We start from the raw sequence: 20029 nt of genomic DNA on the forward strand, positions 1-20029 counted from the left end.
CCGCCCGCCCTGTCCTCAACCGCTGACTGTCCACGGTCAATGGCCGGGGTTGTCCACGCAGGTCAGCGAATTGTCCACGGCTCAGTCAGCCGGGCCGCGCAGGGTCAGGACGACGCGTAAGACGTGTTCGACCGCCGACTCGAACATCGCGGCGCGCAGTTCGCCGCGCGTCTCGAGATTGCGCGCGGCGAAGTCGAGCATGCGGTCCGGTCCGGCGCGGCGGACGAGCAGCGCCGCGACCTCCTCAAGGTCGAGGCTCGGGTTGTCGAGCCGGGCGAGGGCGAACTCGATGATGAGCTCTTCGTCGGTCACACCTGCCAGGGTAATCACAAATCGGGGTTCAGCCGTCGTTCCGATAGCGGCCGTAGGGATAAGCCTCGACCAGCGTCACCCGCACGAGCGCACCACTGGGCACCTCGTACTCGCGCCGCTCCCCCGGCTTCGCTCCGTGCAACGCCCGCCCGAGCGGCGAATCCGGCGAGTAGACCTCGAGCCCGCCGCCGACCTCGTCGCGCGCGGCCAGCAGGAACGTCTCGGCCCCGCCGTCGTCGTAGCGGACAGTCAGGACCATCCCCGGCTCGGCGACCCCGTCGTCGGGCGGATCCTCGCCGACGACGGCGTTCTGCAGCAGGTCCTGAAGCTGCCGGATCCGTGCCTGCCGGTGCTGCCTGCGGTCGAGCCGGTCGTGTTCGCCCGCCCCCTCGTCGAGGTCGGGTTCGCGCTGCAGGGCGGCGAGTTCCGCGGCGAGGCGGGCGTGCGCGTCGGCGGTCAGCCAGGGACGCGAAGAGGTCGTCGACATGAGAGGTGCCTTTCGGATGACGTCCGTGGGGGCCGGGCAAGCAGGAGGCGCCCAGCCCCCACGGACTTTCGAGGAGTCCCGCGGCGGTCAGCGGGGCTCGGGCTCGGTGCGGCGGTCGAGCACGCCCGCGTCGGCGGCGAACCAGCCCGCTGCCTTCACCAGAATGTCCCTTTCGGTGCGCAGCAAGGCGTTCTCCGCGCGGAGGAAGAGCAGTTCGGCGTGCTCGTCCCCGGTCAGCGGGACGGGTTCGGCGGACACGCGCGGGTCACCGCAGCGGGTCGAACGGCCGCAGCGCTTCCGGCTGCCTGCCGGTGACCATCTGCTCGGCGAGCAGCTTCCCGGTGATCGCGCCGTGGGACAGGCCCCACATGCCGTGCCCGCCCGCGACGTACATCCCGGGCGCGCCGGTCTGGCCGATCACCGGCCGCCCGTCGGCGCTGACCGGACGCGAGCCGACCCAGACGTCGGTGCGCTGGTCCCAGCGCAGGCCCTTGAGCAGCGGCCGGGCCGAGGCGATGATCGCGTCGACGCGCGCCGGGTACAGCGGGTCGTCCGGCTTGCGGAACTCCATCGTCCCGGCCACCCGCAGCCCGCCGCGGTACGGCGTGCAGGCGACCCGGATGTCGGGCAGGTACATCGGGCTCGGCACCGGCTCGTCGGCCGGCACGGTGAAGGAGTACCCGCGGCCGGCGCGCACCGGGACGCGCACGCCCCACTTGTGCGCCAGCTCGCCCAGCCAGGCGCCGGTCGCGAGCACGACGGCGTTGGCGTTGACGGTCTGCCCGTTCGCCGACAGCACGGTGTAGGCGTACTCGTGCCTGCGGATCGCGGCGACCTCGAACCGGTGCCGGATCGTGCCGCCGCGGCTGACCACCGCGCGGGCGAGCGATTCGACGAACCGGCCGGGGTCGGCGTACCGCTGGCCGTCGAGCCGGATGCCGGTCCCGATCCGGTCGGTGACCTGCGGGAAGTGCTCGCGCAGCTCCGGTCCGGCGAGCTGGGTCCAGGACACCTTCTGCCCGGCGTCGCCGAGCCGGTCCAGCTCCTTGACCAGCGTCTGCGCCTTCGCCGACGTCTCGAACAGGGCGGTGATGGGTGCGTCGACGGTCGGTGCGTCGACGCCGTTCGCGGTCAGGATGTCGAATGCTTCGAGGCATTGCTCGTTGAACGGCAGATTCGCGCGCACCGCCCGGTTCCAGGACCGGTGGGTGCAGTTCGCCGCGAAGCGGGCGAGGAACTGCCACAGCCGCGGGTCCGGAGTGGCCGGGACGTGCAGCGGAGCCTGCCGGTCGAGCAGGGTGCGCAGGCCGTAGCGCAGCACGGCGGGTTCGTTGAGCGGGATCGCCAGCCCCGGCGAAAGCCAGCCCGCGTTGCCCCAGGACGAGCCCGCCGCGATGCCCTCGCGGTCGACGACCGTCACCCGCACGCCGCGTTCCTGCAAGAACCAGGCGGTCGACAGGCCGACAATGCCCGCGCCGACCACGATCACCGAACGCGGCCCGCCGTCCAACCGGTCGAGATCGCTCATGTGTTCCTCCGCCGAAGCCGTGCCGCTGGTTGTGCTGGTGCGGCCAGGATGACCCGGATCCGGCGGACGGGCTTTGTCGAGTTCGGCCAAACGGATCAAGCCGGTTTGTCCGGATCGGTCAATCCTGCGGATCGGCGACAGCGAGTTCGATGATCATCGCCAGCCGTTTCGCGGGCAGGTCGAGCCGCAACGGCGTCACGTCGGCCATCTTCCGCAGCCGGTAGCGGATGGTGTTGGGGTGCACGCCGAGCCGTTCGGCGGCCTCGGTGAGCTCGCCCTGGGTCTCGAGCCACGCGCGCAGGGTCGCGACGTAGCTGGTCGAGTTGGCCGCGTCGTGCCGGGCCAGATCCGCGATCGGGCCGCGCGCCGGTGCTCGTCCCGCTGCCGCCGCGGCGCGCAGGCGAAGGATCAGGATGTCGTCCCAGGACTCGTCGTACGCGAAGGTCGCGCCCGGCTTCGGGCGGACGTCGTGCAGCGCGAGGCATTCGTCGGATTCCCGCCTGCTCGCGGGCAGATCCGCGGTGGACGCGGGCGCGCCGATTCCCGCCGCGACCGTGACCTGCGCGGGCAGCGCGGCACGGATCCCGTCGATCCACTCGCGGGCGGTTTCGCCGTCCTCGCCGGGCAGAACGGTGTAGACGGTGTTGCTGAACAGCGTGCTCCGGCCCGGCCGCGACCAGCCGAACCCGGTGGTCGCGCGCTCGAACGCGAGCAGCAGCGCCGCGTGCCGCTCGTCGGCGATGTGCGCTTGGAGCGCGACCACGCGGAACCGGCCGGGCGGCAAGCCGAGCCTGCTCAGCACCGCCGCCGCGTCCGGAGTGCCTTCCAGCAGGCGGATCACCAGGTCCGATTCGACCTGCCGTTCGAGGTCAGCGCTCGCTCGCGACCGCAGCAAATGCAGCCCGACCGTACGGGAACTGTCGTGCAGGACGGTGCGCCGGACGTCGGACAGCGGCTCCTCGCACTCCACCCAGATCGACCCGAGCGTCTCGCGCCCGGCCCGGACCGCGACGACCATGCGCCCGGTGAGCCCGTGTCCGGGATCGGCCTCGACGAACAACGGCTCGTCCGAAACGGCGAGATGCGCGAACACTCCGCGGCGCTCGAACAACTCGCGCACCTGGTCCGGCACTCGCCGCCCGAGGATCGTCTCCAGCCGCACGCGGTCCGCACCCTGCTGAAGGCTGGAGTACGCGAGCACTCGCGACAGCTGGTCCTCGATGGTGACCGCGCTGCCGAGTGCGTCGGCGAGGCTGTCGGCCAGCGCGAACAAGTCGGTCGGGCCGCGGCCGGATTCCGTCTCGCGCCCTTCGAGCACCAGGCCGTAGACCACGCCCGCGAGCTGTCCCCACGACACTTCCGGGTCGACGAGCAGCACCGCGACCTGGCTGTCCGCTTCGGGTCCCGGTGGCGTCGCTCCCCGCACCAGCACGACCGACGCCCGCGCCGCGGTGGCCCGTTCGACGGCTTCCCGCACTGAATCGACGCCGACCGCGAGGTAGACGTCGCCGCGCAACTCGCGCGGATCGGCGGGGTCGTCCATCACCACGTCCCGCAACGCCACTTCGCGCGCGACGGGACAGCAGCACAACCGCGCGCCGTACCCACCGAGGACGTTGACGAGCCGATCCAGTGTGACCATGCCCTGTTCATACCTGACGCGGCGCGACTGGAGTCGTATCGTGCAGGTCATGCGGGCGCGGGTCGAGGACGTGCACGAGCTGGCGCTGGGAATGCCCCACGTCACGGTGGTGCGCGGCTCGCGCGAGAACCCCGTCTACCAGGTCGGCGGCAAGTCGTTCGTGTTCTTCCGGACGCCGCGGCCGGACGCCTTCGACCCGGAGACCGGGCAGCGGTATCCGGACGTCATCGTGTTCTGGGTGCCGTCCGAATCGGACAAGCAAGCGCTGGTCCAGGACCCGGACAGCCCGTTTTTCACCACTCCGCACTTCGACGGCCACCTGTCGGTGCTGATCCGCGCCGCACACCTGGGCTCGTTGACGCGGCAGGAACTGGCCGAGGTCGTCGAGGACGCCTGGCTGTCCCGGGCGTCACCGCGCCGGCGCGAAGCGTGGCTGGCGCGGGCTCGTTAAGCGATCAGGAATCAAGAAGCATCCGCGGTGGCGCCGGACTTAGCGTTTACGGCATGACCTCCTTCGACTTCGTCACCCTGGACGTTCCCGATGTCGCCGCCGCCGAGCGCTTCTACACCGCCGCGTTCGACCTGGGCGACCGTCTCCGCTTCCGGCAGGCCGCCGCGCCGAGCACCGGTTTCCGCGGATTTACCTTGTCGCTCACCGTTTCCCAGCCCGCCAACGCCGTCGCTTACCTGGACGCCGCTCTCGCCGCGGGCGCTACCGCGTTGAAGCCGGCGGCCAAGTCGCTGTGGGGTTTCGGCGGAGTGGTGCGGGCTCCCGACGGCGCGATCTGGAAAGTCGCGACTTCCGCGAAGAAGGACTCCGGCGCGGGCGTTCGGGAGTACGACCAGATGGTATTGCTGCTGGGCGCGTCCGATGTGGCGGCGGCCAAACAGTTTTACGTCTCGCACGGGTTTGCGGTCGGCAAGAGCTACGGGCGCAAGTATGTGGAATTCGAGACGAGCCCGATCAAGCTGGCGCTTTACGGCCGGAAGGCTTTGGCGAAGGACGCCGGGGTGCCGGAAGCGGGTTCGGGCTCGCATCTCCTGACCGTCGGCGGGGACGCGGGGCGGATCACGGACCCGGACGGATTCGGCTGGGAGGCTTCGGTTCTCGCTGAAGGGTGCGGGCCCGCAACGCCCCCAGACTGATGTCGACGATCGCACGCAGTTGCTCCGCACCAGCCCCAGCCCTGCTCATCACCGCCAGCGACTGATTGACCGCCGCGAGATGAACGGCGAAGTCATCCACGTCAGCCAGCTTCGCAGCCCGCAAGGCGGCCCGCAGCCGCGCTTGCTGAAGCCCCAGCACTTCGGTCGCACGCGCGGCGATGTCCGGACTCAGCACCGGGATCGCCATCGCGGTCTGAGCGACGAGGCATCCGTCCGGCAGCTCGGCGTCGGCGATGCGCTGCAGCGTGACTTCGAAGAACTCCCGTACCGCCCGCAGCGGATCCTCAGCCGCGCTTGCCAGTGCCTGGTCGTACCGTTCCCCATAACGCGCGGCGTAGCGGTCCAGGCAGCGCAAATACAGCGTGTCCTTGTCGCCGAACGAGGAGTAGATCGAGCTGCGGTTCAACCCAGTCGCCTGGGAGAGATCGTCCAGAGAAGTGTCGGCGTACCCCGCTCGCCAGAACCGGACCATCGCCGCGTCGAGCACGGCGTCGATCTCGAACTGCTTCTTTCCTGCCATCACGCGGGCCATGCTAACTCATCTTGAACTGATCGGTTCAAGATGAGTTAGGCTCCGGCCATGAACCCGCTCCCCGCACTGCCGCTGCCCGACCTGGCCGGATTCGCCCACCGCTGGGTCGACGGGATCCACGCCGTGGACGGCGGTCAGCCGGCCGGCCCCGCCGTCGTCCTGCTCGCCGGATTCCCGCAGACCTGGTGGGCTTGGCGCAAGACGATGCCCGCCCTCGCCGAACGATTCCGCGTGCTCGCGATCGACCTGCCCGGACAAGGCCATTCCGCCCGCCCGTACGACAGCTACGACACGCACACCGTCGCCTCGCGAGTCCAGGCCGCGGTGACCGCGCTCGACGTGCCGCAGTACTGGCTGGCCGCCCACGACATCGGGGCCTGGGTCGCTTTCTCGCTGGCCCTTCAGCACGAAGAGCGCCTGCACGGGGTCGCCCTGCTGGACGCGGGCATCCCCGGAGTCACCCTCCCCGAGTCCATCCCGACCGACCACCGAGCCTGGAAGACCTGGCACTTCGCGTTCCACCTGGTGCCCGACCTCCCCGAGACGCTGCTCACCGGTCGCGAACGCGACTACGTCGACTGGTTCCTGAAGGCCAAATCCCGGTCCCCGTTCGACGATGCGGAGGTCAGCCATTACGCCGCCGCGATCGCCGCCGAGGGAGGGCTCCGCGCGTCCCTCGCCTACTACCGCGATGCCGCGGAATCAGCACGCGAGAACCGCGACGCTCTCGACCGGCAGCACCTGACCGTGCCCGTCCTCGGAATCTCCAGCTCCCATGGATCGATCCCCGACATGGCCGCTTCCCTCCGCCCCTGGGCGGACGACGTGACCGGCGTCGTCATCCCTGACGCCGGACACTTCATCCCGGACGAACAGCCCGACGCGGTCGTGGCCGCCTTGACTGCGTTCATCGAAAACGCGGGGTAATGCCACGTCGGATTTGCGCCAGCGAGAGCGTCGTCGCGGCGCGAGACTGGCGGGCGTGATCATCGGCCGGTTCGCCGGACATCCGTCCGCTCCGATCAGTGGACGGCCCCGACGCCCTGCGCGGGATGGAACGTGCGTCAACTCGTCAACCACCTGGTCCGAGGCAATCCCAACTACGTCGACCTCCTCGCCGGCGGCACCCGGGAGAGCCCGCTGGGCCAGGTGACCGGACACCAAGCGCTGGCAGTGCGCACCACGGATTCCGCTGTCCACGCTGGGGATCCGGCCCAATCCCTTGGCGTCGACAACCGTCTCGACCCTGGTCTGGTCGCGTGGATCAGCGAGGACCTCGAAACGATCTACGCCGGTCTGGCTTAATCCCCCGTCGCTGCCGACACGACGCACCGGTTCTTCGCCGCGCCGCGGACGGTCAGTGAATCAGGGTCCCGACAGGACCGGTTGCTGCACTTGATGGGCCGGAGCCCGCGGCGATTCCGTGCCACCGGGAAACCTCGCGGGCCGCGAGGTAGTCGACCGCGAAGGCGCACATCAGGGCGTAGGTGAAGCTTCCCGAGTCAAACCGCTCGCCCAGCAGGGCGCGGGCCACGTCCACCGCGGTCTGGCGGCCGTTGACGTCAGCCCGCGCACCTGCTGCCGGCGCGGCGGTGAACCGGAAACCGTTGCGGTCTTGACGTGGTGCATGTCCTGGCTCACGGCGAAGCGATGACCGGCCGAAAAAACGTTCTGCGTGCGAGAAAACCGAAGTCCGCGCCGTCTTCCACTTCGTTTTTACCGCACTGGGAAACGCTTCGGCGGCTTGCGGCGATCAACGAACCGACTGCAGGCCGTCAGCGGACAGCCGGGATGACGCGCCGGGGAGGAATGTGCCAGTGGCGGATCAGGCGGCGGCGTTGCGTGAGGTGTGGGAGAGAATGGGCCGCGTCGATCCGTTGTGGGCGGTGATGTCCTACCCGGAGCGACGCGGCGGAAAGTGGACGGTCGAGGAATTTCTGGGCGCGGGCGTGCGGGATCTGGCGTTCGTGCGAGACCTGATGGACCGGCACGGAGTCGGACTGGGCGAGCGGGTGCTGGACTTCGGCTGCGGCGTCGGGCGGCTGAGCAAAGCGCTCAGCACCCACGTGCCGAAGGTCGTGGGAGTGGACATCGCCGACTCGATGCTGCGGCTGGCGCGCGAATTCAACCCCGACCCCGGGCGAACGGAGTTCCTTCGGATCGACGGACGACGGCTGCCGTTCGAGGACGACAGTTTCGACAGCGCGATCAGCCTCACCGTCTTGCAGCACTCGCCGCCGCAGGTACAGATCGCCGCACTGGCCGAGCTGGCACGGGTGATCCGCCCGGGCGGACTGCTCGCGATCCAGGCAGTGAGCGCACAGTGGTCTGGACGACCTCTGGGAGCCGAGGCATGCCAGGCCGAGATCACGATTCTGGAGGCGCCCGCGTCGATCCGCCCCGGAGCCGCGGGCCTGGTTCGAGCGCGGGTGACCAACCGCGGAACACAGGTGTGGCCCGTAGACGAGGAAATCCGGCTGGGCAACCACTGGCTCCGCGACGAAGACACCACCGTCCGCGACGACGGCCGCACCGACCTTCCCTACCCCCTGCGGCCGGGAGAATCCGCGGAGCTGACCTTGTCCGTGCGGGCACCGCAGTCCCCAGGCGGCTACGTGCTGGAACTGGACATGATGCAGGAGCTCGTCGCCTGGTGGGCGCAATACGGCAGCCCCACCGCCCGGGTTACTGTCGAGTGCGCCGACGAGGCCGAGCCCGCCCAGCACACCCCGCCCCGCCCGCTGGTTCCGCCCGCACCCGACCTCCGCGACGGCACCGAAGGCATCGAAATGCACCCCATCCCGGTGTCGCTCCTGCAAGCGCTCTTCTCCCACTTCGGCGGGCACGTCCTGACCACCGAACCCGATCCGTTCAGCGAACCGCCCTGGGACAGCCGGACCTACCTCGTCACACTCTGATCCCGAGCCACGGCACCCCCTGAGCTACCGGAGGGCACCCACCTCGCGCCGGTGTGGTCGCCGGTCGATGAGCATGCGACGCCCCGGCGCGGAGCGCGTTCATGGACCTCCGCGCGTGCGCGGAGCCGACTCGCCGCGGATTTCGCCACGACCAGACCTCCTGCCGGCTTTCGCTACACAGGAGAGGTCCGGGCCAGAACACCGCGCGGCACCGCCTTTGCCCGCGACCACCGGTCGATTCTCCCACCGCGCAACGGATCTGGCGCACATCACCGGCCGAGCCCTCGACAACGGCACCGAAATCCTTCGCTGACAGCCGAATCCGCGGCCCTGTCAGACCAGACATCTCCCGTGGGTGTTTCACCCAACCGGATAGGGCCAGTCCACCGCCTTCGCTCCACCGGAGTGACGCAATGAGGGTTTTCGGTCACCTGGGCCTGTTTGCCGCGCCGAAGCGGGCGGCGGCGGCGATGAAGCCGTTTGCATGATCGTGTTCCGCCGCGCCGTTCTGGTGTCGCGCACGGCCTGTAGACCTCGGGCCTGGTTGTTTCCGGCTCGGTTCGTGCTGCACTCAGTTGGTTCCAGGGGAAGAATGTGAGGCACAGATCCGCGTTGTCGGTTTCCACTGTGACCAAAACACCGACCGGCGACGGGAAGCATTCCTTCCGGCGCATCTTATCGCCTTGTCCGAAAATCGATTGAGTGAGAAATACATTCGAGAACCTTCGATACTCCGGCACACCACTCGCAAACCTGAATAATCTCGGCCGGACGCGGCGTCATCACCTATACCGAAGAGAGTGGTCGTCGAAATACTCATCGCATCCGTCGCAATACTTGCAGCCCTCTCGCGCGAAAAGAAATCCATCGTCACGGGGTACATCAGCGGGCAGGCTGCCGCGCTCCTGCTGATCCCGGCGCAACGATCGGCGCACCAAATCCCAGTACACGAACCCCCAGGGCGGAGCCATGACCAACCCAACGCCGGAGACAAACCGGTTCCACCACCTCGACCACCACCAGTACGACGTCGACATGCCGCTCGGCTACCGCCGGTACTTCCCGGCCGGGGCCGCTTCCTCACCCCCGGCCCCACAGGAGGGAGCTTCAAAGGAACTGTTCTGGGCGCGTTCATGGGGCTCACAGAAGAAGCACAAGATCGCATCGATGACCAGGGCAGTCGTTCTTCTGATATCCATGGCTTTCGCAGCATTCTTTGGATTTACCCCGATCACCTCCGCTGTCCTGGCAGGGGTATTCTCCAGCCTCTTCTCAAGAGGGAAAATAGCGACGATGGGGCGAGGACCGGGGCAGCCGCCAGGCTTGACTGCCCGGCCTTCCGGGCCCTGCGCTCGGACGGCGCAGCCGAAGGCGACTGCGCCGCGGTCACGACCGCACGGACTGCTCAGGGCTTTCGTACCGGTTCACCAGCGTCCTCTAGCTGCGTAAAAGCTCTCAGGGGCCGGCTGACGAGGAGGCCGGTCTCGTCACCTGCAGACGTCGGCCAGCTGCAGCCAACTTGAGCAACAGATCGTTGGCCCTGAGATTGGCCCCAGGGCGTGACCGGGATCGGCGGCCGCGCGGACCTCGCGCAATGAGTTCTTCGGGAATCTGAACAAACGCGAGCGAGTGCGGCGACGCCATCAGGCCATCGTCGTCGAAGCCCAGTTCGTCCAGCGGCACCAGGAAATACGGCTCCGAACGGCTGATTGGGTTTTCCCCAGGGTCGGTCCGCGACTCAGTACGGTGTCGACATACTGCTGGGCTACCGCGCGGACCTGATCGAATAGCCGCACCGGCAACCGATCCACGGGTGCCCCAACAGCCGAGCGAGCCATCGGCTACCTGCTCCGGCACCACCTGCACTGCGCTGCCTTATGCGGCGTCGGCAGCTTGCCGGACCGTTCTCCGACCGCGTCTCGTCGGCGTCCGACTCCACCGGGAGCCCGGTACAGTTCCGGCCGTTGCCGCCTCGCACTCAGTCGAAGTCCCGGCAGCGATGGAGCCCGAGGTGCCGACCCGGCCGGCAACCAAGACGCATCTCGTCGACACCAAGCCAACGAGGTCGCTAGGAAGCCGATTGCCCGCCGCCCTGTCCCCCGACGGCGATCGGAGTGGTCAGCGGGCCAGCCACGGGGCCAGCAGCTTCTCCAGATCGGCATCCGACAACGCCCGCGGACCGCCATGGAACTCATGCCACCGCGACGCATCACGTGCCACCGTGTAGTCGACCTCGAACGCCCGCATCAGCACGTACATGAACGTCACCGAACTGAACCGCTCGCCCAGCAGCGTCCGCGCCTCGCGAGCCACCTCGGTCGCACCACGACCCACCACATCGGCGAGCCGCAGCTCCTCCGCAGCCGGTTCCAGCAGGCTGGGGGCATACATCACGACAGACACTCCATCATCGAAACCAGCAACTCAGCCTTCAGCGGCCAACTGACCACACGCCGCCGCAATATCCTGACCACGCGTGTCGCGGACCGTGCACGCGACACCGCCCGCGTTGACCAGCCGCACGAACTCCCGCTCCACCGGCTTCGGCGACGCGTCCCACTTCGAACCCGGAGTCGGGTTCAACGGAATCACGTTCACATGCACCAACTGGCCCAAGTGCTTCCGCAGCCGCTTCGCGAGCAACTCCGCCCGCCACGGCTGGTCATTGATGTCCCGGATCAACGCGTACTCGATCGACACCCGCCGTCCGGAAGTATCCGCGTAGTAGCGGGCGGCCGAAAGCACCTCGTCCACCGACCAGCGATTGTTCACCGGCACCAGCGTGTCCCGCAGCTCGTCGTCCGGCGTGTGCAGCGACACCGCCAGCCGAACCTGCATCCGCTCGTCCGCCAGCTTCCGGATCGCCGGAGCCAACCCCACCGTCGACACCGTCACCGAACGCTGACCGATACCCAGACCGCCCGGAGCGGGATCAGTGATCCGGCGCACCGCGGCCACCACCCGCTTGTAGTTCGCCAGCGGCTCGCCCATGCCCATGAAGACGATGTTCGACAGCCGGCCCGGGCCACCCGGCATCGAGCCGTCGCGCATGACTGCGGCGGCGTCGCGGACCTGGTCCACGATCTCCGCGGTCGAGAGGTTGCGGTCGAGACCGCCCTGGCCGGTCGCGCAGAACGGGCAGGCCATCCCGCAGCCGGCCTGGCTGGAGATGCACAGCGTCGCGCGGTCCGGGTAGCGCATGAGCACGCTTTCCAGCAGCGTCCCGTCGTGCGCGCGCCACAGGGTCTTGCGGGTCGCACCGCCGTCCGCGGCCAGTGCGCGCACCTCGGTGAGCAGCGGCGGCATCAGGTCGGCGACGAGCTTCTCGCGCGAGGCGGCCGGGATGTCGGTCATCTCCGCCGGGTCGACGGTGAGCCGCGAAAAGTAGTGGTTCGACAACTGCTTGGCGCGGAAGGGCTTCTCTCCCAGTTCGGCGACGGCCTCGGCTCGCTCGGCCACCGTGAGGTCGGCGAGATGGCGCGGCGGCAGGCCGCGCTTGGGCGCGTCGAAAACAAGAGGGAGGGCAGTCATGACCGATCAAGTGTCTCATACGCGCGAACCCGCCGCCCCACCCCCTCGGGAGCGGCGGGCGAACCGGCTCAGCGGCGGGTGCCGGCGCGATCCGGCCGCCGGGTCGCCGGAACGGCGGTCGACGAAGGACGGGCGCGGTTCAACGGAAAAACACCCTACGAAAGTCGGATTGCTTAATGCTTTCCGGGATGAATTCCCTTATAGTCGACGCCGGGCGCGCAAATAATCGACCGGCGTAGAAATATCCGCCGCGGCACTTCGGCAACGGAATACCCCCGTTCGTCGGTAGTCGCCGCAAACTTCGCGCGCGTACCGTTCCCGACGCATCTCCCCCTTCCCCACCGGCCCGGGAATTCACCCGGACCGGCCGGGCTTCCCCGTTGGAGGATCCCGTGAAAGTGCGTTCTTCGATTCTGCGCGCAATAGCGGCGGTCGCGACCGCCGCGACCGCCGCGCTCGCCGTTCCCGCCGCCGCGGACGCGGGCGAGACGAACATCTCGATGCAGGCCCAGCAGAAGGACCAGTGGTGCTGGGACGCCAGCGGCAACACCATCGCCGCGTTCTGGGGCCATTCCCTGACCCAGACCCGGTTCTGCCAGATCGCGCACAACGAGTCCGGCAGCGACTGCGCGAACAACCAGGGCTATCTGAGCGACCAGCAACGGGTTTTCCGCTACCTCGGGTTCCGCAGCGTCGGCACCTACAATTCCAACGGCTACCGGCTCTCCTTCTCCGGCATCAAGAACCAGATCGACGCCGGGCAGCCCATCGGCACCCGGATCGGCTGGACCTCCGGCGGCGGCCACATGCACGTCCTCTACGGCTACGACGACTCCAACGGCCGCAGCATCGTCGAATACGGCGACCCGTGGCCGTCGAACAACCGCTACAACTCGATGAACTACAGCTCCTACGTCTCCAACAACCAATTCGCCTGGACCCACACCGTCTACGGAATGGTGGGCTGACTCATGCTGCGAACCATCCTCCGCACCACCGTCGCATCGGGAGCCATCGCCGCCGCCGTGTTCGCCGCGAACCCGGCGTCGGCCGCGCAGTCGCCGACCGGACCGTCCTCCTCGGACACCGCCGCGATCTCCGGCCTGCTCGCCAGCCCGGACACCACAGCCCGCCTCGCGCACACCAAGTTCCCCGGTGCCGCGCCGGCAGCCGCGCACGCCACCCGCGCCGCGGCTGAAGCCAGCACCCAGATCCCGGTCTACGAACCGACCGCGGCCTTCGTCAACGGCGAATCCGACGTCCCGGCCGCCCTCGCGTACGTCGCGTCCCCGGCTCACCTCGCCGACGGCCGCGCCGCGACCGTGTGGGCCCAGCCGAGCCAGAACGGGTGGCAGGTCATCAACGTCGCCTCCGGCAACGACGAACAGGCCCACGCGGCGGCCGCGCACGGCGGCTATCTGCTGCACGAACCGCAGGTCAACGCCTGGTATTCGGTCAACGGCGACACCGTGACTGTCCTCGACGGCGCAGTCTCCGGCGTCCCGGCGGGCACCCGCGTCACGCTGGCGGCCTACCGAGCCGAACTGCAGAAGCGCTACGGCGACAAGCTGCCCGGCTCGATCTACGACAAGACCGGCGCGGGCGGCGGTTACGCCGTCGCCGTTCCGAACACCGGCGGGGACGGAAGCCCGGCCACCGCACTCGCCATCGGCGGGGCGGCCGCGGCAGCCGCGGGCGGCGCGTTCCTCCTGCGCCGCCGCTCCCAGCACAGCAAGTGATCCCTCGGCGGCAGGGGTACGCCCCTGCCGCCGATCACTGCCCGGCGACCGGGAGAACGTCCGCCTGCGACACGAGCGGCCGCAGCGCGCCGAACGCCTCGCGGCCCGGTGTCGTCAACGCGTAGGGCGATTCGCCGGTCTGGTGCACCAAACCGGCCTCGCCGAGTTCGACCAGGAATCGCCGCAAGACGCTCGAAGACATCCCGTCGTACCGTTGCCGCAGAGCGCGAAACCCGAGGGCGTCGATCTGCAGCTCCCCCACGATCCGCAGGCACCACCGCCGCGCCTCCTCGTGCTTCGATTTCCGAAGCAGGTCTGCGCCACGCTCGGCATCGACGTGCCGATCGGCTCCGCGAGCGGTCTCGAACGCGAGCGGTCTGGGACGCTCGCGCTCACCTGGACCGACCCGGACGAGGCGATCCGCCGGATCCGCGAGGTGCGCCGCCGCACCGACCGTCCGTTCGCGGTCAACCTCGTGCTCGGCTTCCCGATCGGCGACGTGCTCGACGCCTGCCTCGCCGAGGAGGTCCCGCCAGGATCTCCGCACGTGTGAAGGACACGCAGCTGATCCACACCGCAGGTTCGGTCGCCGGAGCACGACAAGCGGCGGAGGCAAGCGTCGACGCTCGTGCTGGTGGACGCGGTCGACCCGATTCCCGTGCTCGCCGCAGTACTCGCTCTCGGAGCGCAAGGCGGCTGGCCCGGCACGCCGCACCGCGTCTTGCGCAATTCGACGCTCACGCAAGGGCAATCGACGGGCCAACCGCGAACGGACCCCTCCCGGCGAAGGCGGCCGGAAACCCAGGGCATCGCTACGCTGACATGGTTCCCGTGCCGGGCATGACCGGAGACCTCGAAGCTCTGGCGCACTACGCCGGGCGGTCCGCGGGATTGGTCCGGAACATCGCCCCAGCAGCGGAAATCGTCGGCTAAGCTTGTTCCACCGCCGCCGGAAGCCCGACCGGCTGCCGCAGCGCGTCGAGCACCGCGTTCACCGCCGCCCGCCGCGGCGATCCACGCCGGGTGACCGCGACGATCGTGCGCGTCACCGGCGTCGCCAGCGCTTTCGTCGCGACCCGGTACCGCGGGTCCACCGCCAGCCCGGGCAGCAACGCGAGCGACAGCCCGGCCTCGACGTGCTGCAACGTCATCAGGTAGTTGCTGAACCGGCACACCACGCGCGGCTCGAATCCCGATTCGCGGCAGAGCCGCAGCGTCAGATTCGCCATGTAGGACGGGGGAATGTCGAGCGCCCACGGTTCGCCCGCGTAGTCCGCGAGCACCGCGGGCCCTGGCGGGCACGGCCGGTCGAGCGCGGTGACCAGCACGATCGGGTCGGTCGCCAGCCGGATGATTTCGAGGTCGGGGCCGAGCGGCAGGTCGGCGAAGTCGGTGGTGGTGATGACCACGTCGCTGTCGCCCGCCCGCAGCGCCGGGACGCTTTCGTGCGGTTCCCGTTCCGCCAGTTCGGTTTCCAGCCGCGGATAGGTCCGCGCCAGACGGATCACGGCGGGCACGGCGAAGGTGTGGATCGCGCTCTGGAACGCGCCGATCCGCACCAGCCCGGCCGGTTCGTCGCCGCGCAGTTCGGCCTCGACCGCGTCGAGATGGTCCAGGATCGCCCGCGCCTGCCGGGCCAGTTTCTCCCCGGCCGGAGTCAGCCGGACGCGGCGGCCGGTGCGTTCCAGCAGCCGGGTGCGGGTTTCGGTCTCCAGCAGCGCGAGCTGATGCGAGACCGTGGAGGCGCTCAGATTCACGTCCTGCGCCACCGCGCGAACCGTGCCCAGCACGGCGAGCCGGCTCAGCAGCCGCAGCCGCCACGGGTTCAACATGACCCCATCGTTGTTCGACGCCATCGCACAGGCAAGCGGAAACTGTGAGATGGACACGGCGCTCGGCGCGGCTCTACCGTCGAAGCCATGGCCACCGACACCTTCTGGTCCGACGTCGACCGGCACCTCGTCCGCTACGCCGGCCCCGGCTCGTTCACCGGCGAGATCATCGACCGCGCCGAGGGCAGTTTCGTCTTCGCCGAGGACGGGCGGCGGATCCTCGACTTCACGTCCGGGCAGATGAGCGCGATCCTCGGGCACGCGCATCCGGAGATCGTCGAGACCGTCCGGAAGCAGGCCGCGAAGCTCGACCACCTGTTCAGCGGGATGCTGAGCCGTCCCGTGGTCGACCTCGCCCGGCGGCTCGCCGAAACGCTGCCGGCCCCGCTGGAGAAGGCGCTGCTGCTCACCACCGGCGCCGAGTCCAACGAGGCCGCGCTGCGGATGGCCAAGCTGGTGACGGGCAAGCACGAGATCGTCTCGTTCGCCCGGTCCTGGCACGGGATGACGCAGGCCGCGGCGAGCGCCACCTACAGCGCGGGCCGCAAGGGCTACGGCCCCGGCGCGCCCGGCAACTTCGCCATCCCGGTGCCCGGCCCGGACTGGGAGCACCAGCTGGACCTGGCGTTCGACCTGATCGACGCGCAGTCGGTCGGCAGCCTCGCCGCGTGCCTGGTGGAGCCGATCCTCAGCTCCGGCGGGATCCTCGTTCCCCCGCCGGGCTATTTCCCGGCGCTGCACCGGAAATGCCGGGAACGCGGCATGCTGCTGATCCTCGACGAAGCACAGACCGGCCTGTGCCGCACCGGAACCTGGTACGCCTTCGAGCACGACGGCGTGGTCCCGGACATCCTCACGGTGTCCAAAACGCTCGGTGCCGGGCTGCCGCTCGCCGCCGTGCTGACGAGCGCGGAAATCGAGCAGGAAGCCCACGAACGCGGATACCTGTTCTTCACCACGCACGTCTCGGACCCGCTTCCCGCCGCGGTCGGAAATACGGTGCTGGACGTGCTGATCCGCGACCGCCTCGACGAACGCGCCCGCGAACTCGGCGCCCGGCTGCGCACCGGGCTGGACGACATCGCGGCGCGGCACGAGGCAGTGGGCGAGATCCGCGGGCGGGGACTGCTCGCCGGACTGGAACTGAGCGGCGGCGGGCCGGACGCGGACAAACTCGGCGCGCGCGTGACGCAGCGGTGCCTCGAACTCGGGCTGCACATGAACATCGTGCAGCTGCCCGGGATGGGCGGGGTGTTCCGGATCGCGCCGCCGCTGACCGCCGCCGACAGCGAGATCGACCTCGGACTGTCCATTCTGGACGAGGCGATCGGCAGCGTCGCGCGAGGCTGATCGGGGCGATTGCCCCTACTCGTCCCGTTCAGGGGTAGGCCCCGCCCCCGGCCGCCGTTAGCGTGCGCTTGGTCGTCGCTACTGCCGGGGGTGGGGAAATGCGGTCCAAAGCTACCGTCCTGATACTCGTTCTGACGCTGCTCGGCACCGCGCCGGCCGCATCGGCGAGCACCGGGAACACCGTCGCACTGGACGGCCTTTCCCGCCCGGTCGACCTGCTCGTCGACAAGTGGGGCGTCCCGCACATCTACGCCGCCAACACCGCGGACCTGTTCTACGCACAGGGATTCACCGTCGCCCGCGACCGGCTCTTCCAGCTCGACACCTGGCGCCGCCGCGGTCTCGGCCTGCTCAGCGAGGTCCTCGGCGAGTCCTATGTGGACCAGGACCGCGCTGCCCGGCTCTTCCTCTACCGCGGCGACCTGCGGAAGGAATGGGCCGCCTACGGTCCCGAAGCCAAACTCGCCGCCACCCGGTTCGCCGCGGGGATCAACTCCTACCTCGACTGGCTCGCCAAGCACCCCGAAGCCGCCCCGCCGGAGTTCGGCAGGCTCGGCTACCAGCCGTCGCGGTGGCAGCCCGAGGACATCGTCCGCATCCGTTCGCACGCGATCGGCGAGAACCTCACGTGGGAGGTCGCCCGCGCGCACATGGTGTGCCACGCCGGGCCGAACGCGAGCAAGTACCTCCGCAGTCTGCACCCCGACCACGAGGCCGCGGTGCCGGAAGGACTCGCCCCCTGTTCAGTCCCCGACGACGTGCTCTCCGTGTACGACAAGGCCACCGCGGGCGTCACGTTCCCGAAGGGCGTCGCCGGGAACAAGGACATCGCCGACGCCACCAGCGGCAGCAACTCCTGGGCGATCGGCCCCGGCCGCACCGCCACCGGACGGCCGATTCTCGCCAACGACCCGCACCGCCGCTCCGACTCGTTGCCCTCCGGTCGTTACGTCGCCCAGCTCTCCGCGCCCGGGCTGAACCTCACCGGGGCGGGCGAGCCGTGGAACCCGGGCATCGCCATCGGGCACAACGATTCCGTCGCGTTCGGCCTGACGAACCTGCCGGTCGACCAGACCGATCTCTACGTCTACGACCTCGATCCCGCCGACCACAGCCGGTACCGCTACCGCGGCGGCTGGGAGCCGATCACCAAGATCACCGAGACCATCCCGGTGCTCGGCGGCCGGCCGGTGACCCGCGAACTGTCCTTCACCCGGCACGGCCCGATCGTGAAGATCGACGAAGCAGCCAACCGGGCGTTCGCCGTGCGCACCGTGTGGACCGAACCGGGCAGCGCCGCCTACCTCGGCAGCCTGAACTACCAGCGGGCCCGCGATTTCAGCGAGTTCTCCGCCGGAATGCGCGAGTGGGGCACGCCTGGATCGAACCTCGTCTACGCCGACGTCCACGGCGACATCGGCTACGTCCCCGGCGCGCTGACCCCGCGCCGCACCGGAGCCGGATACGACGGCCTGCTGCCCGTCCCCGGCGACGGCCGCTACGAGTGGAACGGCTTCCACGCCAACTCCGAACTCCCGTGGCAGCACAATCCGCCCGCCGGATTCTTCTCCTCCGCCAACGACTACAACCTCCCGCCGGGCTTCCCGGTGGTGTCCAACTACGAATGGCAGCTGCCCTACCGCAAGGAGCGGATCGACGAGCTGATCAAGTCGACGCCGCGCGCCCGCGTCGCCGATTCGCTCGCCATCCAGCGCGACGAAAAGTCCTTGCTGGCCCCTCGGCTCGCCCCGTTCCTGCGGAACCTCTCCGCCACGGATCCGGACACCGCGAAGGCGCTCGACGTGCTGCGCGGGTTCGACGGCGTCGCCTCGGTGGATTCCGCGGCCGCCCCGCTGTACGAAACCTGGCTGCTGAAGTACCTCCACGGCGGCTGGGCGCACGCGACGCTCCCCCAAGCCGCCGCGGATGTCCTCTCCCGCACCATCAATCCGGACTTCAGCCTGGTGCTCGCGTCCTTCGCCGACCCGGACGCGTGGTTCGGCACCGGCGGCGCGGCCAAACGCGACAAGCTGATCCTCGACACTCTCCAGCTCGCTTTCCGCGACGTCGCCGGAAAACTCGGCAGCGACCCGGCGAAGTGGCGCTGGGGATCGCTGCAGTACCAGGAGTTCGTGCACCCGGCGGGCGGCCCGAACGTCGGCCCGATCCCGGTCGGCGGCGACTACCAGACCGTCCACCCGTCGTTCTTCCACCCGTTCACCTACCAGCAGCTCAACGGCGCGACCTTCACAATGGCGCTCGACGTCGGCGACTGGGACGCGTCGCGGGCGATCAACGCGCCCGGCCAGTCCGGCGATCCGCGCAGCCCGCACTACCGCGACCTGAACGACCTGTGGGCGTCCGGCGGCTCGTTCCCCCTGCTGTCGAGCCGCTCGGCCGTCGAACGCAACCTCGACACCCGGATCCGGCTGGTCCCCAAGGTCACTTCGGGAAGTTAGCCCGCATCCGGACGAGCGGGACCGCCGCGCAGGCCAGCAGCACGGCACAGGCCGTCTGCAGCAGCAGGAACCAGGTCGGGCACGCGCCCGGGATCAGGTCGACGCCGACCAGCGCGATCGGCGCGACGATCGAGACGAACCGCGCTCGCTGATAAGCCCTGGCCGATCCCTTCGCCGCGAGCAGGACCAGCCAGTACACGATCACCGCGCTCACCGGCACCAGAGCGGACCGCGTCCACATGAAGCTGGTCGCCGTCCCGTCGGCGACGGCCAGCGCGACGATCGTGCCGAAGACGGCCGCGCCCATCGCCCCGTAAGCCACGACGAGCCCCTTCACCAAGCCGAACCGACCGTGGACGGCGGGGCGTTCGATAGTCTGCATTGCTGTTCTCCCTTGTGGTTTCCCGTTGTGCCAGCAACGCTAGGAAGCCGCGGCCGGACCCGGTATGGGTCTGGCCGCACGAGAGGGTGGGGCTGGACCCACTCCTGTCCCGCAACGGCGGGAATCCGGCGTTTCGTGGTGCACAGTGGA

Annotated in this window: 20 protein-coding genes and 1 pseudogene; 10 read left to right on the plus strand and 11 right to left on the minus strand. The window is 69.4% G+C overall.

All coding sequences use genetic code 11. From position 1 onward, the window contains the following. Positions 1 to 81: 81 nt before the first annotated feature. The 5 genes from BM362_RS42375 to BM362_RS42390 all read right to left on the minus strand — a co-directional run bounded on the left by BM362_RS42375 (position 82) and on the right by BM362_RS42390 (position 3969). Complete coding sequence (locus tag BM362_RS42375) at positions 82 to 312, minus strand: hypothetical protein (protein ID WP_067590978.1); 231 nt, start codon at positions 310 to 312, stop codon at positions 82 to 84. Positions 313 to 340: 28 nt separating this feature from the next. Next, complete coding sequence (locus tag BM362_RS42380; RefSeq protein WP_093576971.1) at positions 341 to 799, minus strand: GreA/GreB family elongation factor; 459 nt, start codon at positions 797 to 799, stop codon at positions 341 to 343. A gap of 87 nt (positions 800 to 886) precedes the next feature. After that, complete coding sequence (locus BM362_RS48010) at positions 887 to 1057, minus strand: hypothetical protein (protein WP_037810387.1); 171 nt, start codon at positions 1055 to 1057, stop codon at positions 887 to 889. A gap of 7 nt (positions 1058 to 1064) precedes the next feature. Continuing rightward, a complete protein-coding gene (locus BM362_RS42385) occupies positions 1065 to 2327 on the minus strand; it encodes an NAD(P)/FAD-dependent oxidoreductase (RefSeq protein ID WP_067590975.1) in 1263 nt (420 codons plus the stop codon). Positions 2328 to 2445: 118 nt separating this feature from the next. After that, positions 2446 to 3969: a PucR family transcriptional regulator gene (locus BM362_RS42390; protein ID WP_093576972.1), complete on the minus strand. Its 1524-nt coding sequence runs from the start codon at positions 3967 to 3969 to the stop codon at positions 2446 to 2448. A gap of 49 nt (positions 3970 to 4018) precedes the next feature. Between BM362_RS42390 and BM362_RS42395 the strand changes: the two genes are divergently transcribed. Continuing rightward, a complete protein-coding gene (locus BM362_RS42395) occupies positions 4019 to 4420 on the plus strand; it encodes an MmcQ/YjbR family DNA-binding protein (protein ID WP_093576991.1) in 402 nt (133 codons plus the stop codon). 53 nt (positions 4421 to 4473) lie between these two features. Then, a complete protein-coding gene (locus BM362_RS42400) occupies positions 4474 to 5115 on the plus strand; it encodes a VOC family protein (protein WP_067590972.1) in 642 nt (213 codons plus the stop codon). On the opposite strand, the gene BM362_RS42405 is transcribed toward BM362_RS42400, so the two are convergent. Beyond that, entirely contained in the window at positions 5039 to 5656 is a 618-nt protein-coding gene (locus BM362_RS42405) for a TetR/AcrR family transcriptional regulator (RefSeq protein WP_208865509.1), read from the minus strand. The genes BM362_RS42400 and BM362_RS42405 overlap by 77 nt on opposite strands. A 60-nt stretch (positions 5657 to 5716) precedes the next feature. Here BM362_RS42405 and BM362_RS42410 point away from each other — a divergent pair, with 60 nt between their 5' ends. From BM362_RS42410 to BM362_RS42425, 3 genes and pseudogenes are all read left to right on the plus strand, one after another. After that, positions 5717 to 6595 (plus strand): alpha/beta fold hydrolase, encoded by an 879-nt coding sequence (locus BM362_RS42410; RefSeq protein ID WP_093576973.1) that lies wholly within the window; start codon positions 5717 to 5719, stop codon positions 6593 to 6595. Positions 6596 to 6688: 93 nt separating this feature from the next. After that, a pseudogene (locus BM362_RS48015) lies at positions 6689 to 6973 on the plus strand (maleylpyruvate isomerase N-terminal domain-containing protein); the annotation flags it as partial. A gap of 512 nt (positions 6974 to 7485) precedes the next feature. After that, a complete protein-coding gene (locus BM362_RS42425) occupies positions 7486 to 8586 on the plus strand; it encodes a methyltransferase domain-containing protein (protein ID WP_093576974.1) in 1101 nt (366 codons plus the stop codon). Between the two features lie 2118 nt (positions 8587 to 10704). On the opposite strand, the gene BM362_RS42430 is transcribed toward BM362_RS42425, so the two are convergent. Beyond that, positions 10705 to 10980 carry a hypothetical protein gene (locus BM362_RS42430; RefSeq protein ID WP_232791936.1) on the minus strand — a complete coding sequence of 92 codons (276 nt, stop codon included), beginning with the start codon at positions 10978 to 10980 and terminating at the stop codon, positions 10705 to 10707. A 30-nt stretch (positions 10981 to 11010) separates the two neighbouring features. Further along, entirely contained in the window at positions 11011 to 12117 is a 1107-nt protein-coding gene (gene rlmN, locus BM362_RS42435; protein ID WP_067590960.1) for a dual-specificity RNA methyltransferase RlmN, read from the minus strand. 398 nt (positions 12118 to 12515) lie between these two features. Here rlmN and BM362_RS42440 point away from each other — a divergent pair, with 398 nt between their 5' ends. Next, the gene (locus BM362_RS42440; RefSeq protein ID WP_425285773.1) at positions 12516 to 13085 is read left to right on the plus strand and encodes a papain-like cysteine protease family protein; all 570 of its coding nucleotides are present in this window, start codon (positions 12516 to 12518) and stop codon (positions 13083 to 13085) included. Positions 13086 to 13088: 3 nt separating this feature from the next. Further along, positions 13089 to 13856: an LPXTG cell wall anchor domain-containing protein gene (locus BM362_RS42445; protein ID WP_067590954.1), complete on the plus strand. Its 768-nt coding sequence runs from the start codon at positions 13089 to 13091 to the stop codon at positions 13854 to 13856. Positions 13857 to 13890: 34 nt separating this feature from the next. Here BM362_RS42445 and BM362_RS49725 read toward each other — a convergent pair whose 3' ends face one another. Further along, the gene (locus tag BM362_RS49725; RefSeq protein ID WP_244287467.1) at positions 13891 to 14058 is read right to left on the minus strand and encodes a hypothetical protein; all 168 of its coding nucleotides are present in this window, start codon (positions 14056 to 14058) and stop codon (positions 13891 to 13893) included. Positions 14059 to 14070: 12 nt separating this feature from the next. On the opposite strand from BM362_RS49725, the gene BM362_RS48020 reads away from it, so the two are divergent. After that, a complete protein-coding gene (locus tag BM362_RS48020) occupies positions 14071 to 14409 on the plus strand; it encodes a hypothetical protein (protein WP_167545644.1) in 339 nt (112 codons plus the stop codon). Positions 14410 to 14785: 376 nt separating this feature from the next. Here BM362_RS48020 and BM362_RS42455 read toward each other — a convergent pair whose 3' ends face one another. Beyond that, the gene (locus tag BM362_RS42455; protein WP_093576975.1) at positions 14786 to 15688 is read right to left on the minus strand and encodes a LysR family transcriptional regulator; all 903 of its coding nucleotides are present in this window, start codon (positions 15686 to 15688) and stop codon (positions 14786 to 14788) included. An 87-nt stretch (positions 15689 to 15775) separates the two neighbouring features. Here BM362_RS42455 and BM362_RS42460 point away from each other — a divergent pair, with 87 nt between their 5' ends. Beyond that, entirely contained in the window at positions 15776 to 17038 is a 1263-nt protein-coding gene (locus tag BM362_RS42460; RefSeq protein WP_067590948.1) for an aspartate aminotransferase family protein, read from the plus strand. Positions 17039 to 17136: 98 nt separating this feature from the next. Continuing rightward, positions 17137 to 19497: a penicillin acylase family protein gene (locus BM362_RS42465; RefSeq protein ID WP_208865507.1), complete on the plus strand. Its 2361-nt coding sequence runs from the start codon at positions 17137 to 17139 to the stop codon at positions 19495 to 19497. Here BM362_RS42465 and BM362_RS42470 read toward each other — a convergent pair. Then, positions 19481 to 19879, minus strand: a complete 399-nt coding sequence (locus BM362_RS42470; RefSeq protein ID WP_093576977.1) for a hypothetical protein — start codon at positions 19877 to 19879, stop codon at positions 19481 to 19483. The two genes, BM362_RS42465 and BM362_RS42470, sit on opposite strands and share 17 nt — an antisense overlap. Positions 19880 to 20029: the final 150 nt, after the last annotated feature.

Source organism: Amycolatopsis rubida, assembly GCF_900115345.1.
Taxonomy (GTDB): domain Bacteria; phylum Actinomycetota; class Actinomycetes; order Mycobacteriales; family Pseudonocardiaceae; genus Amycolatopsis; species Amycolatopsis rubida.